Here is a 20,392-nt window from a genome sequence, read left to right on the forward strand (position 1 = left end):
GTGTGAAAGCCTGCGGTGTAAATCCGCTGTAGGCGCGCATCATAAGCATGCAGGGCATCCTTGTGGTGACCGCGCGCCTCATTGCGTGGCGCCGTGGCGCTGAAACAGCGCCAGCCGCTCGGCAAAGGGCTCCAGAACCAGCGAATCTTCCGCACCGCCGCACGACCCGGGCCGCACGGCGAGCGTCAGGCCCTGGGCCGCCAGCAGCGCCTGCATCTCGTCCTGCGCGATCATGCCGTGGTCCATCAGCGCACCCACCAGCGCGTTCAGCGCGGGCTGGTGGCCGTGCAGCAGCGCCTGGGTGCGCTGGTACTGGGACTGCAGCAGGGCCTCGATGGCGGCATTGCTGGGGCCGACGTCGGTGTTGATGTGGTTGTCCATCTCCACCGTGGCGTCGGTGCGGCTGATGCGCGCGCCAAAGCCGTGGTGGCGCACGTAGCGCGCGGCCTCGGCGGTCACCTGCTTGTAGTCCTGCTCGGCGCCCGTGGTGCAGGCCATCTCGCCGAACACCAGCTCTTCGGCCACGCGGCCGGCCAGGCCCACGCACATCATGTCCAGCGCATTCTGGCGCGTGGTGACCTTCAGGCCCGCAAAGCTGTTGTAGCCGCCCTCGAACGAGGCGATGTTGATCTTCACCTCCTGCGGGGCCTGGCCGAACAGCAGGCAGTAGACCAAAGCATGCCCGGCCTCGTGCACCGCCAGCAGCGCGCGAAAATCCGCGTTGGCGCGCTGCTTGAGGCGGTTGAGCTCCAGCGCCACCGCGAACTGGCGCTCGTGCGTGCCGCCGTGGGCGTCGGTGCCTTGCACGGCCAGGTGGCGGCGGTCTGCCGCGAGGTGGATGGCGAACACCTGCGACAGCGGCAGCGCTTGCTCCATCACCCACAGCGTGGCCTTGACCAGATTCGCGCTCAGGATGGCGTGCACCGACGAGAACAGGGGCCGCGTGCCCTGCGCGGGGAAGACCGCGTTGGCGTAGATCTCGCGCTGCACGTCCTCTCCGATCGCAAAGCGCACGCCGCACTGGGCGGCCACGTCCTGCACGTAGCGGTCGCACAGCTGGCGGATCAGCAGCTCGTACGTGGCGCGGCTGAAGGATGGGTAGATCACATGCTCGTTGCCCAGCCGCGCGATCTGCTCGGGCTTGAAGCGCTCGGACAGCGCCTTCTTCACATCGATGATGGACAGCTTGCGCGTGAGGCGGTGAAAGATGTCGGCGTCGGTATCGCAGTCTTCCACGCGCTGCGCGGTCTCGTGGTACATCTCGTCGAGGTTGCCGCACACGAAGACCAGCAGCCGGCTGTAGTCGGTCTCCCACGACTGGTTGGAGCGCTGGAACTCCATGTACATCGCCAGCACCTTGGCCGAAGGCCATTGCATGATCTCGGCCAGGGGTTCGGAGAGCTTGAGCATGCGCTTGAGCTCCTGCGCGTCCCATGCGTCGAGCTGAAAGCGGTAGGGCTTCTTGCCCGCGCGTTCGTTCTCGTCGTCCTCGGCGCGCTCGGCCTCGTAGTGGCTGTCGGCCAGCTTGCGTTCGATGTTGGACAGGGCCGTCAGCGCGGGCGGCAGGCGCCCGTCCGACAGCAGGGACCACACGTCCTGGTAGCGCTCGACCTTGGCCTCTTCGCCCTTGCGGTCCACCGTGCGAAAGCGCTGGAACTCGTCCAGCACCAGCATGCCCGGCGCACCTTCGGAGATGCCGGAGTCCGCCAGCATGCCGGAGATGGTAGAGCTGCGGTAGCCCGCGCCGTGGCTGAAGCCGTCCATCTGCACTTCGACAAAGCGGTCGTAGAAGCCCAGCAGCTGGGCCAGGCGCCGCGTGAGCTGCGTCTTGCCCGTGCCGGTCAGGCCCCACAGGCAGACGATGACCGGGCGGCGGATGAGCTGCGGCAGCACGTACCAGGCGCGCACCGCATCGATCACGCGGTCAATGACCTCGTCGATGCCGACGAGCTCGGTCTTGAGTTGCGCCGCGGTGTCGGCCAGGTGCTGCTGGCGCTGGGCCAGTTCGGCGGCGGTGGGCAGCCGGTGTGTTGGCACAGCCGCTGCACTGTGCGCGGGTGGCAGCCCGTGCAGGGCCACAGTGGCGTCCACGTGCAGCGTGCGGGGTTCCGTCGGGTCGGGCGTTGCCCTGGATGCAGGTTGTCCTGGGTGCCCGGGTTGTCCTGGGTACCCAGGTTGGGCGGGGCCCCACGGCGCCCGCGTGTCCGCCAGTGCGGCGGTGGGATGGTGGTTGTCAGTCATGGAAAGAAAAGTCTGTTCGTGTCGCCTTGCGCAGGGCGACCTTGTCCGCGCGGCGCTGGGCGCCGGCGCTTCGGATGTGCTTGCCTGCCGCGCTCGACAGGCTGCGCTGGGCCAGCGCAGTGGCCACAGGGTTTCGGGGCGGGCCCGAGGCCTCGAGCTTCAGAACCAGGGGCTGCTTCATGCGGCGCAGCTTCTTGACTTGACCCTGGGCAAAGGCCCGAGAGATTTTTTGAGCACTCATGTGCACTCCACAAACAAAAAACCCCGGCAAGGTAGCCAGGGCTTGTGGAGCGCTGCACGGGGTGCAATAGCGCGCTTGTGGGCCTTGGCTGGACTTGTGAATGCACAGTCCAGCCGGGGCGGTGGACTGTGGTCAGGTGATTGCGGACAAAGGAACAAACATAGCGGTGACCTCCAGTGGTTTCAGCGGCTGCGTGGCGGTGTGCCCGTGGCTGAAAGAAAGAAGCGCGAATTGTGGCGAGGGCTCTGCGGCTTGGCAAGCGCTCAGGGCCGTCGCAGCCTGCATCTGTCGCATGAAAAGCACAGTGCGCCGCAGCCGGCGGGTGTCCCTGGTTGCCGTGGGGCAGGGCGGGGTAGGTGCGTGCCGGGCTAGGCCTGGCGGCGGTAGCTCCACCCGGCCGCGTGCAGCCATTCCTGCTGGTCGCGCGCCTCCACCACCAGCTCGACCAAGTCGCGGCCGTCGTTCAGGGGTACCTGCACTGTCATGCCCGCGCGGTCGGGTGACAGCGGCAGCAAGAACTGGCTGTCGTCCCAGAACAGGTAGCCGGGCAGGTCGGGCAGTTCGCGGAGCGTCGCTGCGGGCACGCCGAACGCCAGCGGAATCGATTCGGGCGCTTCGTTCGCCAACAGCCAGTGGCTGTCCAGGCGTGCCACCCACTGCGCGGGCAAGGGCGCGGCGGCGCGGGGCATCTGCTGCGCCATGGGCATGGTCACCCAGTAGTGCCCGGCGGTGGCGGGCTCGCGCGACAGCAGGTAGCGGCGGCCGTCGGCCTGCTCCCAGCGGTACTGGGTGCGCGGCTGCGCGTCGGACCACCACCAGCCGTCGCTGCGCAGGCGCAGCCCGGCGCTCAGCATCGTCCAGCTCCTGGCCTCGGCCGACCATACCCACAGGTCGATCTGCTGGCTGTCGGGCGAGGTGGCTTTCAAGGGCTTGGCGGACCGGCCGTAGATGCCCAGCACCGCGTCGACCGCGCTGGCCGAAGAGGTGGCCAGTGACGGGGCCGCAGTCGACACCTTGGGCGGCAGCGCTGCGAGCTGCCCGGTCTCCTGCAGCGCCCGCAGCAGGATGCCTTCGGCCACCGGCCCGGGCTTGAAGGCCGATGCGCTGCCGGTGATCAGCAGCGCCAGGCCCGCCTGCGGCAGCACGTAGAAGTCGCTCGAATAGAACATGGTGCCGCCGCTCTTTTGCCAGGCCAGCACGCCCGCGGCAGACAGGCCCTGCTGCTGCGCGCTGTCCCACCCCAGGCCCCACTGCCAGTCGGGCGTCAGGTCGGCGCGCAGGCCCGGGTTCTGGCTGCGGCCCATCTCCAGCACGCCAGCCTTGGAGACGACGCGCCGGCCGTCGTATTCGCCGCCCTGCAGCAGCATGGTGGCCAGCTTCATCATGTCGCCGGGCGTGGTGCACAGCCCGCCGGTGGCGTGGCCCATCACGAACTCCTGGCCCTGGCGCTGCTTGCGGATGTAGCCGTGGGCGAAGCTGCCCTCGGGCAGCGGCAGCAGGGTGTAGCCCGAGCGGGCCATGCCCAGCGGGTTGAGCAGGGCCGACTGCACGAAGGCCGGGTAGGTCTGCCCGGTCACTGCAAGCACGATGCGCTCGATCAGCGTGAAGCCGTCGTTGCAGTAGACCGCCAGCGCCCCGGGCGCGTGCTTGAGGTGGGCGTCGGCCAGCGCTTCTTCCAGCTCGGCGGCATAGCCTGGCAGCGGCGCGGTGGCGAACAGGTTGTGCGTGTGCGTGCCCGGCAGCCCTGATGCATGGCTGAGCAGGTGGCGCACGGTGATGTCGCGGTAGCCCGGCGACAGCATGGTGAACTGCGGCAGGTAGCGCACCACCGGCGCATCGAGCTGCACCAGCTGCCGGTCCACCAGCACCATCACGGCCAGCGCCGCCACCACCTTGCTCACGGAGCCCACGTTGAAGCGCGTGTCCGGCGTCGCCAGCGCGCGGGTGGTGTCGTCCAGCACGCCGAAGGCCTCCTGCCACACCAGCCGGTCGCCCTGCAGCAGGGCGACGGAGGCCGCCCGCGCCTCACCGCGCTGCATGGCTTGGCGGATTTCGCTGCGGCCCCAGGCCATGGTGGCCGCGAGCGTGGGGCCGGGGTTGCCGGTGCCTCCACAGGCCGGCAGCAGGGGCGCCAGGGTGGCGGCGCCGGCCCACGCCAGCCAGTCGCGGCGCGAGGGGTGCGGGGGCTGTGCGGGCGTCGCGCTGTCGTCCGGTGAAAACGGGGTGGCTGATGTCTGCGGGAGCATGCGGTCAAAATCCTGAGGGGCACCCGCCACGCAGACATCGTCGGGGCGGAATGGGGTGTGCGCATTACATCCTGAAATCCACCCCATCAAAAAGTAGCACTCGGCAAAAAGACGGCACCGAGCGGGGCCTGCGCGGGTGCCGTGCGAGGTGCGGCGCGGCGGTGCGCATGGCCTGTGTTGCACAGGGCCAACGCCTGCCTCCGATAATGCGTGCCTTCATGACCGAATCCGCGCCTCCTACCTCCCCGCCAGCAGCAGCCCCGCCCACTGCCCCCAAAACCGCGCCGCTGCGCATCACCTTCCCGGAGTCGCTGCCGGTGTCGGGCAGGCGCGAGGAGATCATGGCGGCCATCGAGAAGCACCAGGTCGTGATCGTGTGCGGCGAGACGGGCTCGGGCAAGACCACGCAGCTGCCCAAGATCGCGCTGGCGCTGGGCCGTGGCAAGTGCAATGCCAAGCCGGGCCAGAAGGGCCAGCTCATCGGCCACACCCAGCCGCGCCGCATTGCCGCCAGCAGCGTGGCCAAGCGCATTGCCGAAGAACTGAACACCCCGCTCGGTGACGTGGTGGGCTTCAAGGTTCGCTTTCAGGACCGGCTGTCGCGCGATGCGTCGGTCAAGCTGATGACCGACGGCATCTTGCTGGCCGAGACGCAGACCGACCCGCTGCTCAAGGCCTACGACACCATCATCATCGACGAGGCGCACGAGCGCAGCCTGAACATCGACTTCCTGCTGGGCTACATCCGCCAGATCCTGCCGCGCCGGCCGGACCTCAAGGTCATCGTCACGTCGGCCACCATCGATGCGGACCGGTTTGCGAAGCATTTCGAATCCACCAAAGGACCCGCGCCCATCATCTACGTGTCGGGGCGCACGTTCCCTGTTGAGCAACGCTGGCGCGCCTTCGAGGACACGCGCGACTACGGCCTCAATGAAGCCATCGCCGATGGGGTGGACGAACTCTGGCAGGGCAATGCCGGTGGCGACATCCTCATCTTCCTGCCCGGCGAGCGCGAGATCCGCGAGGCGGCCGACCACCTGCGCAAGCACCTGGCCCACCAACCGGTCATGCGCAATGCCGAGGTGCTGCCGCTGTTCGCCCGCCTGTCGCAGGCCGAGCAGGACCGCATCTTTGACGGCCACACCGGCCGCCGCCTGGTGCTGGCGACCAATGTGGCCGAGACCTCGCTCACCGTGCCGGGCATCCGGTACGTCATTGACGCAGGCACGGCGCGCGTGAAGCGCTATTCTTTCCGTAGCAAGGTGGAGCAGTTGCTGGTCGAGCCCATCAGCCAGGCCGCGGCCAACCAGCGCGCGGGCCGCTGCGGGCGCGTGGCCAACGGCATCTGCATCCGCCTGTACGACGAGGCGGACTTCAACGCCCGCCCGCGCTTCACCGACCCCGAAATCCTGCGGTCATCGCTGGCCGGCGTCATCCTGCGCATGAAGTCGCTGCACCTTGGCGACGTGGTGCAGTTTCCGTTCATCGAGGCCCCGTCGGGCCGCGCCATTGCCGACGGCTACCAGCTGCTGGCCGAGCTGGGCGCGGTGGACGAGGCCAACGAGCTCACGCCCATGGGCGTGGAGCTGTCGCGCCTGCCGCTGGACCCGCGTGTGGGCCGCATGATTCTGGAGGCGCGCGACCGCAAGGCGCTCGACGAAGTGCTGGTCATCGCCAGCGCCCTGAGCGTGCAGGACGTGCGCGACCGGCCCATGGAGGCCCAGCAGCAGGCCGACCAGGCGCATGCCAAGTTCGACGACGAAAAGAGCGAATTCAGCGGCTACCTCAAGCTCTGGAAGTGGATCAACGAGGCCCGCGGCGGCGCGCCCACGCTGCCCTCGGCCCGCGCGCAGAAGGCCATGGCCCACCAGCGCGCCCCGTCGCAGGCCCACCTGCCCGTGGCCCAGCGGCTGGTGGCCGCTGCGGCACCCGCGCCCGCCGTGGCCAGTGCCTCGGCACCGGCGCCCACTCACAAGCTGAGCAACCGCCAGTACGAGCAGTTGCTGCGCCAGAACTTCATCAGCATCCGCCGCCTGCGCGAGTGGCGCGACATCCACACCCAGCTGCTCACCGTGGTCACCGAGCACAAGTGGCCCATCAACACGCAGCCTGCCAGCTACGAGCAACTGCACCTGTCCATGCTGGCCGGGCTGCTGGGCAACATCGGCGCGCGCAGCGAAGAGGAAGACTGGTACCTGGGCGCGCGCGGCATCAAGTTCTACAAGCACCCGGGCGCGCACCTGTCGAAGAAGCCCGGCCGCTGGATCGTAGCGGCCGAACTGGTGGAGACCACGCGCCTGTTCGGCCGGGGCATCGCCGCCATCGAGCCGCAGTGGATCGAGCAGGTGGGCGGCCATCTGCTGAAAAAGCAGCTGCTCGACCCGCACTGGGAGAAGAAGTCGGCCGAGGTGACGGCACTGGAGCGCGCCACGCTCTACGGCATCGTGATCTACAGCGGCCGCCGCATCAACTTCGGCAAGATCGACCCGTACGCTGCACGCGAGATCTTCATCCGCGAAGCGCTGGTGGGTGGCAACTGGGAGACCAAGCTGCCGTTCTTGGCCGCCAACCAGAAGATGATTGCCAAGGTCGAAGAGCTCGAACACAAGTCGCGCCGACAGGACGTGCTGGTGGACGACGAGCTCATCTACGCCTTTTACGACCAGCAACTGCCGCCGGACATCTGCAACGGCCATGGCTTCGAGGCCTGGTACCGCGAAGAGTCGAAGAAGCGCCAGATGGGCGCCGCGCCCGGCCAGCCCGAGCTGCTCAAGCTCACGCGCGAAGAACTCATGCGCCACGAGGCCGCGGGCATCACCAGCAACGCGTTTCCCAAGACGGTGCGCCTGGGTGGGGTGGACTGCACAGCCACCTACCTGCACGAGCCCGGCGACCCGCGTGACGGCATCACCGTGACCATCCCGCTGTTCGTGCTCAACCAGGTGAACGACGAGCGCTGCGAGTGGCTGGTGCCCGGCATGCTCAAGGACAAGATCCAGGCCCTGCTCAAGAGCCTGCACCAGCGCCCGCGCAGCCGCTTCGTGCCGCTGCCCGAGTCGGCCACGCGCCTGGCCGCGTTGTTCAACACGCCCGAGCGGTTTGGCACCGGCAGCCTCACGGACGCACTGCTCAAGCAGGTGCGCGACGAGACATCGCTCGATGTGAAGCGCGCCGACTTCAAGCTGGACATGCTCAGCCCGCACCTGTTCATGAACTTCCGCGTGGTGGACGAGCACGGCCGCCAACTGGGCCATGGCCGCAACCTGGGCGCCCTGAAGGCCGAATGGGGCGCCAAGGCGCGGGGCGCCTTCCAGGCGCTGGCGGGACTCAAGCTCGGTGGTGGCAGCGGTGGTGGCGCTGCAGACAGTGCAAATATTGAGCAAAAACAGCCTCTACCGCTTGCTGGGCGAGCGCAAGCAGCTATTGAATCAGTAGCAAAAGGCGGGGCGGGTGCCAAAGCCGCACCGGCTGCAGCGCCGTCTTCTGCCCCGGCTGCGCCCGCGGGCCAGCGCTACACCGCCTGGACCTTTGGCGAGCTGCCCGAGCTGATGGAGATCAAGAAGAGTGGCCAGACCCTGGTGGGCTTTCCGGCGCTCATCGACGGCGGTGATGCGGTGACCATCGAAGTCTTCGACGAGCCCGAAGTGGCCGCCGCCAAGCACCGCGCCGGGCTGCGCCGCCTGTTTGCGCTACAGATCAAGGACGCGCTCAAGTACCTGGAAAAGAACATCCCCGACCTGCAGAAAATGGCCGTGGCCTACATGCAGGTCGGCCGGTCGCCGGACGGCACCGGCGGCGGCACGCAGGAAGAGCTGCGCGCCCAGATCATCGACGTGGCGCTGGACCGCGCGTTCCTGCTCGACCCGCTGCCCACCGACGAGTACGCCTTCAAGCGCCGCATGGAAGAGGGCCGGGGCCGCCTGACCTTGATCGCCAACGAAGTGGCGCGGCTGGCCTCGGGCATCCTGGTCGAGTACGCCGCCGCCGCCCGCAAGATCAAGGACACCAAGAACGCCCCCGACGCCACGCAGGACGCGCAGCAGCAACTGCAGCGCCTGGTGCCCAAGCAGTTCATCGCGCAGGCGCCCTGGACTCAGCTGGCGCACTTTCCGCGCTACCTCAAGGCCATCACGCTGCGGCTGGACAAGTACCGCGCCGACCCCGCCCGCGACGCCGCCAAGCTGGCTGAACTGCGCCCGCAAGAGCAGCGTTACTGGCGCCTGGTGGCCGAGCGCAAGGGCGCGGTGGATGCCCGCATGCAGGAGCTGCGCTGGCTGCTGGAAGAGCTGCGCGTGAGCTTCTTCGCGCAGGAACTGCGCACGCCGCAGCCAGTGAGCGTCAAGCGGCTGGACAAGCTGTGGGCGCAGATTCAGAGTTAGGCAGTTCGCGTGATGGTCGCCAACTTGAAATTGAAAGCTATATAGCGCCTCTCGACTAAAGTGCAGGAAATAGCTGATTGATCAAATCCCGCACTGCCATGAATTCCCAGCTCAAGTTAGGTTTCAAATGCACCTCGCCATGCGCTAGTGCGTTGCGAATATGGCGGAAGGCTTCCACCAGCCCCTTGGCAAAGTCCTGCTCGTGTAGAGGTCCCACAAAGGGTGTGTGAGGTACTCCCATGAAACGCAGCATTGCCAAATGCTCAGCCTCTCGCTCGGCACGGTAGGCCGAGGCTTCGAAATTAACGTCCAGCAACCAGCGCCGTTCTAGCGCAGTGTCTAACAGCGCTTTAAGAGTGAACTTATCCGTATTTAGCCCTTCCATTTTGGCGCGCGCCTTGATGGCGGCTTCCCCCGCCACATGTATTTGCATCAGAGCCACCTGCAACAAGCGGTAGTTAAAGAATGCGTACAGCCAAGTGTTGCGCGCGTTCTCGTAATGTTGCTGAACGTCTCTAGGTGCGCCGCCGTGTAGTGCTAAACCCTCGATTAACGCGTGGTGCTGTTCCAAAGTGCGATCGCCGATAGACCACCAGCGCTCATCTCGCGCCAATACGGAGGCTAGCGGCTCTAGGCCATCTGGTAGGTCAGTCATGATGAAAAAGTGCCCAAGCAAGGTAAGCCAGCGCGCGTGTTGGAGTCGGGAACCACCTCGGCTTCGACTTCGCAGAACATGTACAGGGGGTAGCCGACTTCGGCGACGTTTCAGGCCTTGAACGTTTACGTAATCAGATAGCCGGCATAGCCAAAGCCTCTATTAAAAAGAAACTCGCAGACCGACACGCCAAAAGCTGCGTGTATGTCACGGGCAAATGCCAGCCGGCAGCTGTCAACAGTGCATCAAAGGTTGCTATGGTTGTCGCATCTGGCGTTATGCGTTTCCTCCCGGCAATTCTAGGTGGGTGCCATACGTTGGAGCATAGTGGGACTGCAGGAGTGTTGAGGTAGGCGGGATAGCTGGGCCCGCGTCGCAAGGGCTCGTGCGTCACATGTGTGACCGTGCATCGGGCCATCCCCCTTGTCTCCGTCTGATGTGGCCCCTAGGCTGGAGGGCTAAGGAGACTGTCTGCCTCATGCGCCCTCACTACAAGTTCTGGCCCCACCGCCTGCCCAAGGCCATCACGCTGCCTGCCACCTCGCTGTGGGACAACCTGGCCATCAGCGCGCGCCGCTACCCGGACAAGGCGGCGCTGGTCTTTTTTGGCAGCACGCTGACCTACCGGCAACTGGTGGAAGGTGCCGAGCGCCTGGCCGCGCGGCTGGCGGACCTGGGCGTGCAGCGCGGCGACCGCGTGGTGCTGTGCATGCAGAACTGCCCCCAGCTGGTGATGGCGCACTTCGCCATCCTGCGCGCCAACGCCGTGGTGGTGCCGGTCAACCCGATGAACCGGGCTGAAGAGCTCAAGCACTACATCACCGACCCCGACACCAAGGTGGCGCTGACCACCGGCGACCTGGCCGCCGAGATGGCCAAGGCCAGCAACGCGCTGCCCGCGGGCGAGCGCCTGGCGCACCTGGTGGTGACGCAGTTCACCGATGCCTTCGATGTGAATGTGACCGGGGCCGATGCCCCCCCGGAGGCCTGGATGGAGTGGCTGGGCACACGCCACCCGCTGCCCGTGCTCGACGGCGGCCAGGCCCATGCGTGGACCGACGCGCTCGACATTGCGCAGGCGCCGCCCGAGCTGCTGGTGGGCCCGAACGACCTGGCGCTGCTGCCCTACACCAGCGGCACCACCGGCCTGCCCAAGGGCTGCATGCACCTGCACAAAAGCATCGTGCACAACGCGGCCGCGGGCGCGCTGTGGGGCACGGGCTCGGTTGACAGCGTCACGCTGGCCGTGGTGCCCATGTTCCACATCACCGGCATGGTGAGCGTGATGCACACGGCCATCTACTCGGCCGCCACGCTGGTCATCATGCCCCGGTGGGACCGCGACCTGGCCGGGCGCCTCATCTCGCGCTACCAGGTCACCAACTGGACCAACATCCCCACCATGGTCATCGACCTGCTGGGCAGCCCCAACTTTGCCAGCTACGACCTCTCCAGCCTCGTCTACATCGGCGGCGGTGGCGCGGCCATGCCGCAGGCCGTGGCGCAGCGCCTGCTGGAGCAGTACGGGCTGCGGTATTCCGAAGGCTACGGCCTGACCGAGACCGCCGCGCCGTCGCACTCCAACCCGCCGGACCACCCCAAGCAGCAGTGCCTGGGCATCCCGTTCATGAGCACCGATGCGCGCGTGGTCGACCCCGACACCCTGCAGGAAATGCCCGTGGGTGAGCAGGGCGAGATCATCATCCACGGCCCCGAGGTGTTCGAGGGCTACTGGAAACGCCCGGACGCCACGGCTTCGGCCTTCATCGAATTCGAGGGCAAGCGGTTCTTCCGCTCGGGCGACCTGGGCCGCATGGACGAGGACGGCTATTTCTTCCTGACCGACCGCTTGAAACGCATGATTAACGCCAGCGGCTTCAAGGTCTGGCCGGCCGAGGTCGAGGCGCTGATGTTCCGCCACCCCGCCATCCAGGAGGCCTGCATCATCGCCGCCAAGGACAGCTACCGCGGCGAGACGGTCAAGGCCGTGGTGGTGCTGCGCGCATCGCACAAGGACACCACCACCGAGCAGCAGATCATCGACTGGTGCCGCGAGAACATGGCGGTCTACAAGGTGCCGCGGATCGTGCAGTTTGTGAGTGCATTGCCCAAGAGTGGCAGTGGAAAGGTGATGTGGCGCGCGCTGCAGGAGCAGGAAGCGCAGCAGTAGCACGGCGAGCCCGGGCTGAAGCGATGCCCACCTTGGCTCCCTCCCGGCGTTCAGAAGGGCCGGGGAGAGGGGCCGTGTTCAAGGCCCCGCTTGCACCCCTCAGTGCTGCGGCCCCGCCAGCGTCAACTCGCCCAAATCCCGCTCCAGCAGGGCCGGGTCGCCCAGCTGCAGTTCGATCAGGCGGCGCAGGTGGGTCACGCTGTCCAGGTCGATGCCGCGGCACAGCAGGCCGGCGTGCAGGCCCTCGACATGGGCGATTTCGGTGGACATGGCGATGTGGTTGCCCGTCTCGGCCAGCGGGATGGTGAGCTGGCACAGCATGCCTGCTTCCAGGTCAGCCTGGGCGGGGGCCACCAGCAACGCGCCCTTCAGGGACAAGTCCAGCACATGCACGCTGAACGCATCCGTGGCGGTGGTCAGCAGGGCCGGTGCGTCGAAACCAACGCGGACGAAGTGGCGCCGTTCATGGGGCATCGCTGTCTCCTGGGCGAAGCGGGTGGTGGGGCACATGCTACTCCAAGCGCACCGGTCGGAAATTACGTTTGGATGTTTTTACTAGCTTTCGGTAACATATGGCTTTCTCCCATGGGATCAGCTTGTGAAGTCATGCGCATCCCTGATTGAAGCCTGGTGCGCCGCGCGGAGGCCCTGGGCGGTGTTCACGGTGCTGACGGTCGTGCTGTACGTCAGCCTTTTTTGCGCTGGCGCGCAAGCTGCGCCGCGCGAGCTGCGCGTCGGCGTGTATTCGAACGAACCCAAGCTGTTCGTGGACGCGCAGGGCCAGCCGTCCGGCATCTTCGTGGACCTGCTGCAGCTGGTGGCCGCGCGTGAACAATGGACGCTGCGCTACGTGCCGTGCGAATGGCAGGACTGCCTGGACGCTCTGGCCGCGGGGCAACTCGACCTGATGCCCGATGTGGCCCGCACGCGCGAGCGCGAGCGCCTGTACGACTTTCATTCCCTGCCGGTACTGCACAGCTGGTCTCAGGTCTACCGCGCACGCAGTAGCACCATCCAGTCGATGTTCGATCTGTCGGGCAAGCGCGTGGCGGTGCTCAAGGGCTCGGTGCAGCGCACGACCTTCCTGAGCATGATGGACAGCTTTGGCATTGCGGTGCTGCTGGTGGACGCGCCCACGCTGGTGGAGGCGTTCGAGTTCGTGCAGCGCGGCGACGCCGATGTGGTGATTTCCAACCACCTGTTCGGCAATCTGCAGGCAGGGCGCTTCGGCCTGGTCGATTCGGGCATCGTGTTCCAGCCGTCGTCGCTGTACTTTGCCACCGGCCCGGGCCGCAATGCCGATGTGCTGGCCGCCATCGACCGGTCGGTGCAGGGCTGGAGATCGGGGTCCGAGCCGCGCTATACACAGGTCATGAGCCGCTGGGCGGGGCCTGATGAAGGGGCGCAGATGTCCTCGGCCATGGGCTGGGCCATGGTGGCGCTGGCGGTGTTTGCGCTCATGGCGGCCGTGTCGGCCGTGCTGCTGCGGCGCAAGGTGGACGAGCGCACGCGCAATCTGCAGGCCAGCGAGCAGAAGCTGTCCGCCATCCTGGACAGCGTGGGCGCCTTCATCTACATCAAGGGCCAGGACTTTCGCTACCAGTACGCCAACCACCACATCCAGGAACTGTTCGGCCGGCCGGCCCAGGACGTGGTGGGGCTCGACGATTCCGCATTCTTTGACTGGGCCACCACCCAGCAGCTGCAGGCCAACGACCGGCGGGTGCTGCAGCAGGGCGAGCGGCTGGAGGTGGAGGAAGTCAACAAGCACCTGGGCACCGGCGAAACGCGTGCTTACCTGTCCGTCAAGATTCCGCTGCGGCTGCCCGATGGCAGCATCCATGCGCTGTGCGGCATCTCCACCGACATCACCGAACGCCGCAGGTCCGAAGAGTCGCTGCGCATCGCCGCCACGGTGTTCGAGTCGTTCGAGGGCATGGTCGTGACCGGGCCGGACCAGCGCATCCTGACGGCCAACCAGTCGTATGCACGGGTCACGGGCTATTCGGTGCAGGAGCTTGTCGGCCAGACACCGCGGCTGCTGCAGTCCGGCCGCCACGACGAGCACTTCTACACCGCGCTCAAGGACGCGCTCGCAGCCACCGGCGCCTGGCAGGGCGAGGTCTGGAACCGCCGCAAAAATGGCGAGGTGTACCCTGCGTGGATCACCGTCACCGCCGTGCGCGCGCCGCAGGGCGAGATCACCCACTATGTGGGCACGCAGACCGACATCTCCGCACGCAAGTCGGCAGAAGAAGAGATCCGCCTGCTGGCGTACTACGACCCGCTCACGGGCCTGCCCAACCGGCGTCTCATGGCCGACCGCTTGCAGCACGGGCTGGCCAGTGCTGCGCGGCTGGGCACTGGTGGAGCACTGCTGTTTGTGGACCTGGACAACTTCAAGGACCTGAACGACACCCAGGGCCACGAAATCGGCGACCAGCTGCTGTGCCAGGTGGCGTCAAGGCTGGGCGGGGTGCGCCAGGGCGTGACCGTGGCGCGCCTGGGTGGCGACGAGTTCGTCCTGCTGATCGAGGGGCTGAGCCCCCAGCCCACAGAAGCCGCGGCGCAGGCCGAAGCCGTGGGGCGCACCGTGTTGCTGGCGCTGGGGCAGGGCTACCCGCTGGGCGGGCGCATGTACCACGGGTCTTGCAGCATCGGCGTGGCCTTGTATGCCGATGCGCAGGGCTCGGTGGACGAGCTGCTTAAGCGCGGCGACCTGGCCATGTACCAGGCCAAGGCGGCAGGGCGCAACACGCTGCAGTTCTTCGACCCCCGCACGCAGGCGGCCGTGTCGGCCCGCACGGCGCTGGAGGCCGACCTGCGCGACGCGCTGCGTGAGCGCCAGTTCCTGCTGCACTACCAGCCGCAGATCAGCGAGTTCGACGGCATGGTGGGGGCCGAGGCGCTGGTGCGTTGGCAGCACCCAGTGCGCGGCCTGGTGTCGCCGGCCGAATTCATCCCGGTGGCCGAGGCATCGGGCATGATCGTGCCGCTGGGCGCGTGGATCTTGCGCACGGCGTGCGAGCAGCTGGTGCAGTGGGCCCAAAGCCCTGTCACCGCGCACTGGAGCCTGGCCGTGAACGTGAGCGCGCGCCAGTTCCGCCACCCCGACTTCGTCGACGATGTGCTGACGATGCTTGAAGAGACCGGCGCCGACCCGCAGCGCCTGAAGCTGGAGCTGACCGAGACCCTGCTGCTGGACGACGTGGAAGACACCATCTTGCGCATGACCACGCTGCGCGCACTGGGTATTCGCTTCTCACTGGACGACTTCGGCACGGGCTACTCCAGCCTGGCCTACCTCAAGCGGCTGCCGCTCGACCAGCTCAAGATCGACCAGGGCTTCGTGCGCGATCTGCTCACCGACGCCAACGACGCCAGCATTGCACGCACCATCGTCACCCTGGCGCAGACCATGGACCTGGGCGTGATCGCCGAGGGCGTGGAGACCGCCGAGCAGCGCGACATGCTGGCCAGCCTGGGCTGCCACGTGTGGCAGGGCTACCTGTTCGGACGGCCGGGCCCGGCCAGCGCGCTGCTGAACGTGCCCGAAATCGTGTTGGCCTGAGAACATCGTCGTCGCCTTCTTCACTGTCTTAGCGGTGGAGGCCTCGGGCACGGCCGGCATGGCGGGAGGATGCACGGTCTGTTGACCTGACTGTCTTGCGGTCGGGCGGCCAGTCTGTCGCCATTGGATGACACCGCTTCGCGGCGCGATGCAGTAGGCTCAGGAGCGCTTGAGAGTCCAGTGATTTGTGGACATGGTGCACGGTTGGCGTGCGTGGCGCGTTGAACAACTAGGAGCACCCCATGACACACACCACAACCCTCACGATGACCTCCGGTCTTCGCCTTTTCTTTTCTGGCGCCGCCGCTGCGCTGCTGATGGCTGTGGCGGGCGGTGCGCAGGCACAGGGCTACGTCAACGCCACCGTCGGCGGTGAGCTGGCACCGGGTGTGTACGGGCGCATCAACATCGGCAATGCGGCGCCGCCGCCTGTCATCTACGCCGAGCCCGTGGTCATCCACCGCCCCGCGGTCGTGGTGCCCCGCGCGCCCATCTACATGTACGTGCCGCCGGGCCATGCCAAGAACTGGGGCAAGCACTGCGGCCGCTACAACGCCTGCAACCAGCCGGTCTACTTTGTGCAGGAGCCACCACCGCGCCGGGGGCCTTCCCACCACCGCGGCCCGCACGGGCGCGATGACCGCCGCTGGGACGACGACCACCGCCATGGCGGCAAGCACGACCGGGACCGTGGCCGTGATCGCCACCGCGAAGACGACCGGGGACGCGGCCACGGCAAGGGCCACGGGCAAGGCCACCGCGATTGAGGGCTGAGCTGGCGGCCTGAAGCGTCCAGCGCCTTGTCTAGCCTCCCGCGCCTTCCTGAGCCCATAGGCCTCGAAGGCGCTGCCATTTGCGCCAGCGCAGGCGCTGTGCAGGTGGTAGCGGTTAAGCTCGGGCCTCTATGGCCCAAGTCACTTTCTCACCCCCGTTCACCACCCCTTCGGACGTCGCCAATCATCTGAGCCAGCGCGGCTATGCCGTGCTGTCCCCGGCAGACGTGGCCCGCTTCATCGGCGGCGACTTGCCGGCGTTGATGGCGCTCAATCGCGACTGGGACAGCCTGCCGCCCGATGAATTTCTGAAAGACGGCGGACGCTACCGCCGCCGTCGCCACGCTTGCTTCGTGGTGCAGGGCGGACAGGTGCAGCAGGTGCCGCACCGCGCCCACTGGCAGCCGGTGGAATACAACGCGCTGCACGGCGGCATGGAGCGCTGGTTCGCGCCCATGGAGCCCGCCACCGTGGCCCAGCCCGCATGGCATCAGTTGCTGGCGGCTCTGGCCAATGTCTCCGACGCCGTGTTTGCAACCAACGCCAATGCGCCGCAGCCCTGGTTCGTGGAGGCGCACCAATTCCGCATCGACACCACCGACGGCATCGGCCGCCCCACGCCCGAAGGCGCGCACCGCGACGGCGTGGACCTGGTGGCCGTGTTTCTGGTGGGGCGCGCGGGCATCAAGGGTGGAGAGACGCGGGTGTTCGAAGCCCATGGCCCGAGCGGCCAGCGCTTCACCCTGACCGAGCCATGGTCGCTGCTGCTGCTGGACGACGCGCGCATGATCCATGAGTCCACCCCCATCCAGCCGGTGGACGCTGCGGGCCACCGCGACACGCTCGTCGTCACCTGCCGGCGCGGCAACTTCCAGGGTGCGGACGTGGTGGGGACGGTGCCGGCGGGCGGCTGACCCGGCCAGGCCTGCGGGATGCTGGCCGGCGCAGCGTCAAACCCTGCGGGCTCGCGGGAATGACTGCGCCGCATTTGATGCGAATCAAGATGCAAGGTATGGTGGACGTTCACACTGGCGTCAGACGGGCCCGCCACAAGCCGGCCCATCCCCCTTTCCATCCACTCCAAGGAGAAGCACCATGTTCAAGCACATTCTGGTTCCTGTAGACGGCTCGGAGACCTCCGCACTGGCGGTGTCCAAGGCCGCCGCCCTGGCCAAGACCTTTGGCAGCGCAGTGACGGCGGTGTATGTGGTCGACCCCTATCCCTTCACCGGCGTGGGCGCTGATTTCGCCTACGGCCAGGCGCAGTACATCAACGCCGCCACCGCAGAGGCCAACAGTGCGCTCGAAGCCGCGCGCAAGGCCATGGCCGAAGCGGGCGTGCAGGTGACCACCGTGGTCGGCGAAGGCCATGCCGTGCACGACGGCATCCTGCGCGCGCTGGAGAGCACCGGCGCCGACCTCATCGTGATGGGCTCCCACGGCCGCCGCGGCCTGGAAAAGCTGGTCCTGGGCAGCGTCACCCAGCGCGTGCTGGGCGTGGTGCACATCCCCGTGCTGGTCGTTCGCACCTGATACCGCAAACAGCACCGCCCCATGACAAACGGCTCCCAAGGGAGCCGTTTTCATTGCAGTTCTTGACGCCCCTGCCCATCGTCAGCAGCCCGCAGAACAAGCGCGCCCCCAGGCCAGTGCACCCGTGGATCTGGCTCCGCCAGGCCACTGGGTGCGTCCCCCTGGGGGGAAGGCGCAAAGCGACTCAGGGGGTTACTCTATTTTTGCTCCAGAGGCTTCCACGATGCCCTTCCACTGAACATATTCGGTCTTGAGGAGCGTACCCAGCTGTGCAGGCGACATGGCTTCAGGCTCCGCACCCTGGGCATGGATGGCGGCCTTCATGTCGGCCGTGCCCAGCAGTTTGTTGACCTCCGCATTCACCGCGGCCACCACGGCGGCAGGCGTGCCGGCGGGCGCAAACACGCCGTACCACGTGCTCACGTCAAAGCCCTTGAAACCCGACTCGGCCACGGTGGGCACGTCGGGCAGCGACGAGCTGCGCTTGGCCGACGTGACTGCCAGCGGGCGCAGTTTGCCGGACTTGATCTGGCCCATGGCGGACGGCAGCGACGACACCAGCAGGTCTACATTGCCCGCCAGCGCATCCATCAGCGCGGGGTTGGAGCCCTTGTACGGGATGTGGCTGAGCTTCACGCCCGCGGCCTTCTCGAACAGATCGCCCGCCAGGTGGATGGACGTGCCGTTGCCGGGCGAGCCGTAGGTCACGGTGCCGGGCGCGGCCTTGGCGGCGGCCACCACGTCGGCCAGGCTCTTGTACTTGGAGTTCACGCTGGTGGCGATGACCACGGGCGTGTAGGCCACGTGGGCCACGGGCGTCAGGTCCTTGGTGGGGTCCCAGGGCAGGTTCTTGTACAGCCAGGGGCCGATGACCAGGTTGTCCTTCTGGCCCATCACCAGGTCGTAGCCGGTGGGGGCGGCCTTGACGGCCTCGCCGATGCCGATGGTGCCGCCGGCGCCGGCCTTGTTGTCGGCCACCACGGTCCACTTGGCGCTCTCGGTGAGCTTGGTGGCCACCAGGCGCGACAGGATGTCGGTGCCGCCGCCGGGCGGGAAGGGCACGATCAGGCGGATGGGCTTGTTGGGGTAAGCGCCGGACGCGGCCGGGGTGGCGGCCGTCTGGGCCTGGGCGGTGGCGCCCATCGCCAGGGCGAGCGCGGTGAAGGAAGAAAGCAGGGTGCGAATCATGGTCAGATATGTCTCCGTCGGTTCAATGAAATGGGCGGGCGGCGTTGCCCATGTGCATGGGCCGCGCGCCGCTCTGCCGGTCTTGGTGCCAGCACCCGGGGATGATCGCTGATCCGCCGCGGGGCCTGCCTTGCCAATGCAGGGTGGCAGCATCGCCGCTGGCGATGGCTGCCGCACCGGGCGGCGAAGGCATGGACTACATGCGCTCGAAGATCGCGGCGATGCCCTGGCCGCCGCCGATGCACATGGTCACCAGCGCGTAGCGGCCCTGCACGCGCTGCAGTTCGTGCAGCGCCTTCACGGTGATCAGCGCGCCGGTGGCGCCGATGGGGTGGCCCAGCGAAATGCCCGAGCCGTTCGGGTTGACCTTGGCCGGGTCCAGGCCCAGGTCTTGGGTGACGGCACAGGCCTGCGCGGCAAACGCTTCGTTGGCCTCGATCACATCGAGGTCCGCCACGGTAAGGCCGGCCTTCTGCAGCGCCGCCTGCGTGGCCGGCACCGGGCCGATGCCCATGTACTTGGGGTCCACACCCGCGTGGGCATAGGCCACCAGGCGGGCCAGGGGCTTGGCGCCGCGCGCCTTGGCGGCGCCGGCTTCCATCAGCACCAGCGCGGCGGCGGCGTCGTTGATGCCCGAGGCGTTTCCGGCCGTCACCGTGCCGTTTTCCTTGGCGAACACGGGCTTGAGCTTGGCCATGTCGGCCAGCGTGGCGCCGGGGCGAAAGTGCTCATCGGTCGCGTACGACACGTCACCCTTCTTGCTCTTCAAGGTCACGGGCACGATCTGGTCCTTGAAGTAGCCGGCGGCCGTGGCGCGCTCGGCGCGGTTGTGGCTCTCCACCGCCAGCTGGTCCTGCTGCTCGCGGCTGATGCCCCACTTGGCGGCGATGTTCTCGGCCGTCACGCCCATGTGGATGTTGTGGAACGGGTCGTGCAGCGCGCCGATCATCATGTCCACCATCTTGGTGTCGCCCATGCGGGCGCCCCAGCGCATGTTCAGGCTCGCGAACGGTGCGCGGCTCATGACCTCGGCACCGGCGCCGATGGCGACGTCCGTGTCGCCCAGCAGGATGGACTGGCTGGCGTTCACGATGGCCTGCAGGCCCGAGCCGCACAGGCGGTTGACGTTGTAGGCAGGGGTGCCCTCGCCGCAGCCGCCGTTAATGGCCGCCACGCGCGACAGGTACATGTCCCGGGGCTCGGTGTTGACCACATGGCCGAACACCACATGGCCGACGTCCTTGCCGTCCACGTTGGCGCGCGCCAGCGATTCCTTGACGACCAGGGCGCCCAGCTCGGTGGGCGGAATGTCCTTGAGGCTGCCGCCAAAGGTGCCGATGGCGGTGCGCACTGCGCTGACGACGACGACTTCACGGGTCATGGGGAGGTCCT

Annotated in this window: 13 protein-coding genes; 6 read left to right on the forward strand and 7 right to left on the reverse strand. The window is 67.4% G+C overall.

The genetic code is table 11. The features are described from left to right. Positions 1–78: 78 nt before the first annotated feature. From ASF16_RS14900 to ASF16_RS14910, 3 genes are all read right to left on the reverse strand, one after another. Complete coding sequence (locus ASF16_RS14900; protein ID WP_369817163.1) at positions 79–2,064, reverse strand: AAA family ATPase; 1,986 nt, start codon at positions 2,062–2,064, stop codon at positions 79–81. A gap of 169 nt (positions 2,065–2,233) precedes the next feature. After that, positions 2,234–2,482 carry a hypothetical protein gene (locus ASF16_RS14905; protein ID WP_056168481.1) on the reverse strand — a complete coding sequence of 83 codons (249 nt, stop codon included), beginning with the start codon at positions 2,480–2,482 and terminating at the stop codon, positions 2,234–2,236. 368 nt (positions 2,483–2,850) lie between these two features. Next, positions 2,851–4,728: a serine hydrolase gene (locus ASF16_RS14910; RefSeq protein WP_056168483.1), complete on the reverse strand. Its 1,878-nt coding sequence runs from the start codon at positions 4,726–4,728 to the stop codon at positions 2,851–2,853. Between the two features lie 218 nt (positions 4,729–4,946). On the opposite strand from ASF16_RS14910, the gene hrpA reads away from it, so the two are divergent. Beyond that, the gene (gene hrpA, locus ASF16_RS14915; protein WP_056169301.1) at positions 4,947–9,110 is read left to right on the forward strand and encodes an ATP-dependent RNA helicase HrpA; all 4,164 of its coding nucleotides are present in this window, start codon (positions 4,947–4,949) and stop codon (positions 9,108–9,110) included. A gap of 55 nt (positions 9,111–9,165) precedes the next feature. Here hrpA and ASF16_RS14920 read toward each other — a convergent pair whose 3' ends face one another. Continuing rightward, a complete protein-coding gene (locus ASF16_RS14920; protein ID WP_056168486.1) occupies positions 9,166–9,765 on the reverse strand; it encodes a hypothetical protein in 600 nt (199 codons plus the stop codon). A 478-nt stretch (positions 9,766–10,243) separates the two neighbouring features. Between ASF16_RS14920 and ASF16_RS14925 the strand changes: the two genes are divergently transcribed. Then, a complete protein-coding gene (locus tag ASF16_RS14925) occupies positions 10,244–11,935 on the forward strand; it encodes a long-chain fatty acid--CoA ligase (RefSeq protein ID WP_056168490.1) in 1,692 nt (563 codons plus the stop codon). 99 nt (positions 11,936–12,034) lie between these two features. Here the strand turns inward: ASF16_RS14925 and ASF16_RS14930 are convergent, their stop codons facing one another. Continuing rightward, positions 12,035–12,409, reverse strand: coding sequence for a PilZ domain-containing protein (locus tag ASF16_RS14930; protein ID WP_056169305.1), 375 nt, complete (start codon positions 12,407–12,409; stop codon positions 12,035–12,037). A 181-nt stretch (positions 12,410–12,590) separates the two neighbouring features. Here ASF16_RS14930 and ASF16_RS27035 point away from each other — a divergent pair, with 181 nt between their 5' ends. The 4 genes from ASF16_RS27035 (at position 12,591) to ASF16_RS14950 (ending at position 17,812) form a co-directional block, all read left to right on the forward strand. Continuing rightward, positions 12,591–15,506, forward strand: a complete 2,916-nt coding sequence (locus ASF16_RS27035) for an EAL domain-containing protein (protein ID WP_304439417.1) — start codon at positions 12,591–12,593, stop codon at positions 15,504–15,506. A gap of 242 nt (positions 15,507–15,748) precedes the next feature. Then, positions 15,749–16,273 carry a hypothetical protein gene (locus tag ASF16_RS14940; RefSeq protein ID WP_082516936.1) on the forward strand — a complete coding sequence of 175 codons (525 nt, stop codon included), beginning with the start codon at positions 15,749–15,751 and terminating at the stop codon, positions 16,271–16,273. Positions 16,274–16,410: 137 nt separating this feature from the next. After that, positions 16,411–17,193, forward strand: a complete 783-nt coding sequence (locus tag ASF16_RS14945) for a 2OG-Fe dioxygenase family protein (protein WP_056168494.1) — start codon at positions 16,411–16,413, stop codon at positions 17,191–17,193. Positions 17,194–17,374: 181 nt separating this feature from the next. Further along, on the forward strand, positions 17,375–17,812 hold the full coding sequence (locus ASF16_RS14950) for a universal stress protein (RefSeq protein WP_056168496.1): 438 nt from the start codon (positions 17,375–17,377) through the stop codon (positions 17,810–17,812). Positions 17,813–18,004: 192 nt separating this feature from the next. Here the strand turns inward: ASF16_RS14950 and ASF16_RS14955 are convergent, their stop codons facing one another. Beyond that, complete coding sequence (locus ASF16_RS14955; RefSeq protein ID WP_056168498.1) at positions 18,005–19,000, reverse strand: tripartite tricarboxylate transporter substrate-binding protein; 996 nt, start codon at positions 18,998–19,000, stop codon at positions 18,005–18,007. A gap of 196 nt (positions 19,001–19,196) precedes the next feature. Next, positions 19,197–20,381 (reverse strand): beta-ketothiolase BktB, encoded by a 1,185-nt coding sequence (gene bktB / locus ASF16_RS14960; RefSeq protein ID WP_056168501.1) that lies wholly within the window; start codon positions 20,379–20,381, stop codon positions 19,197–19,199. Between the last annotated feature and the right edge of the window lie 11 nt (positions 20,382–20,392).

The sequence above is a fragment of the Acidovorax sp. Leaf78 genome (assembly GCF_001422735.1).
Taxonomy (GTDB): domain Bacteria; phylum Pseudomonadota; class Gammaproteobacteria; order Burkholderiales; family Burkholderiaceae_C; genus Acidovorax.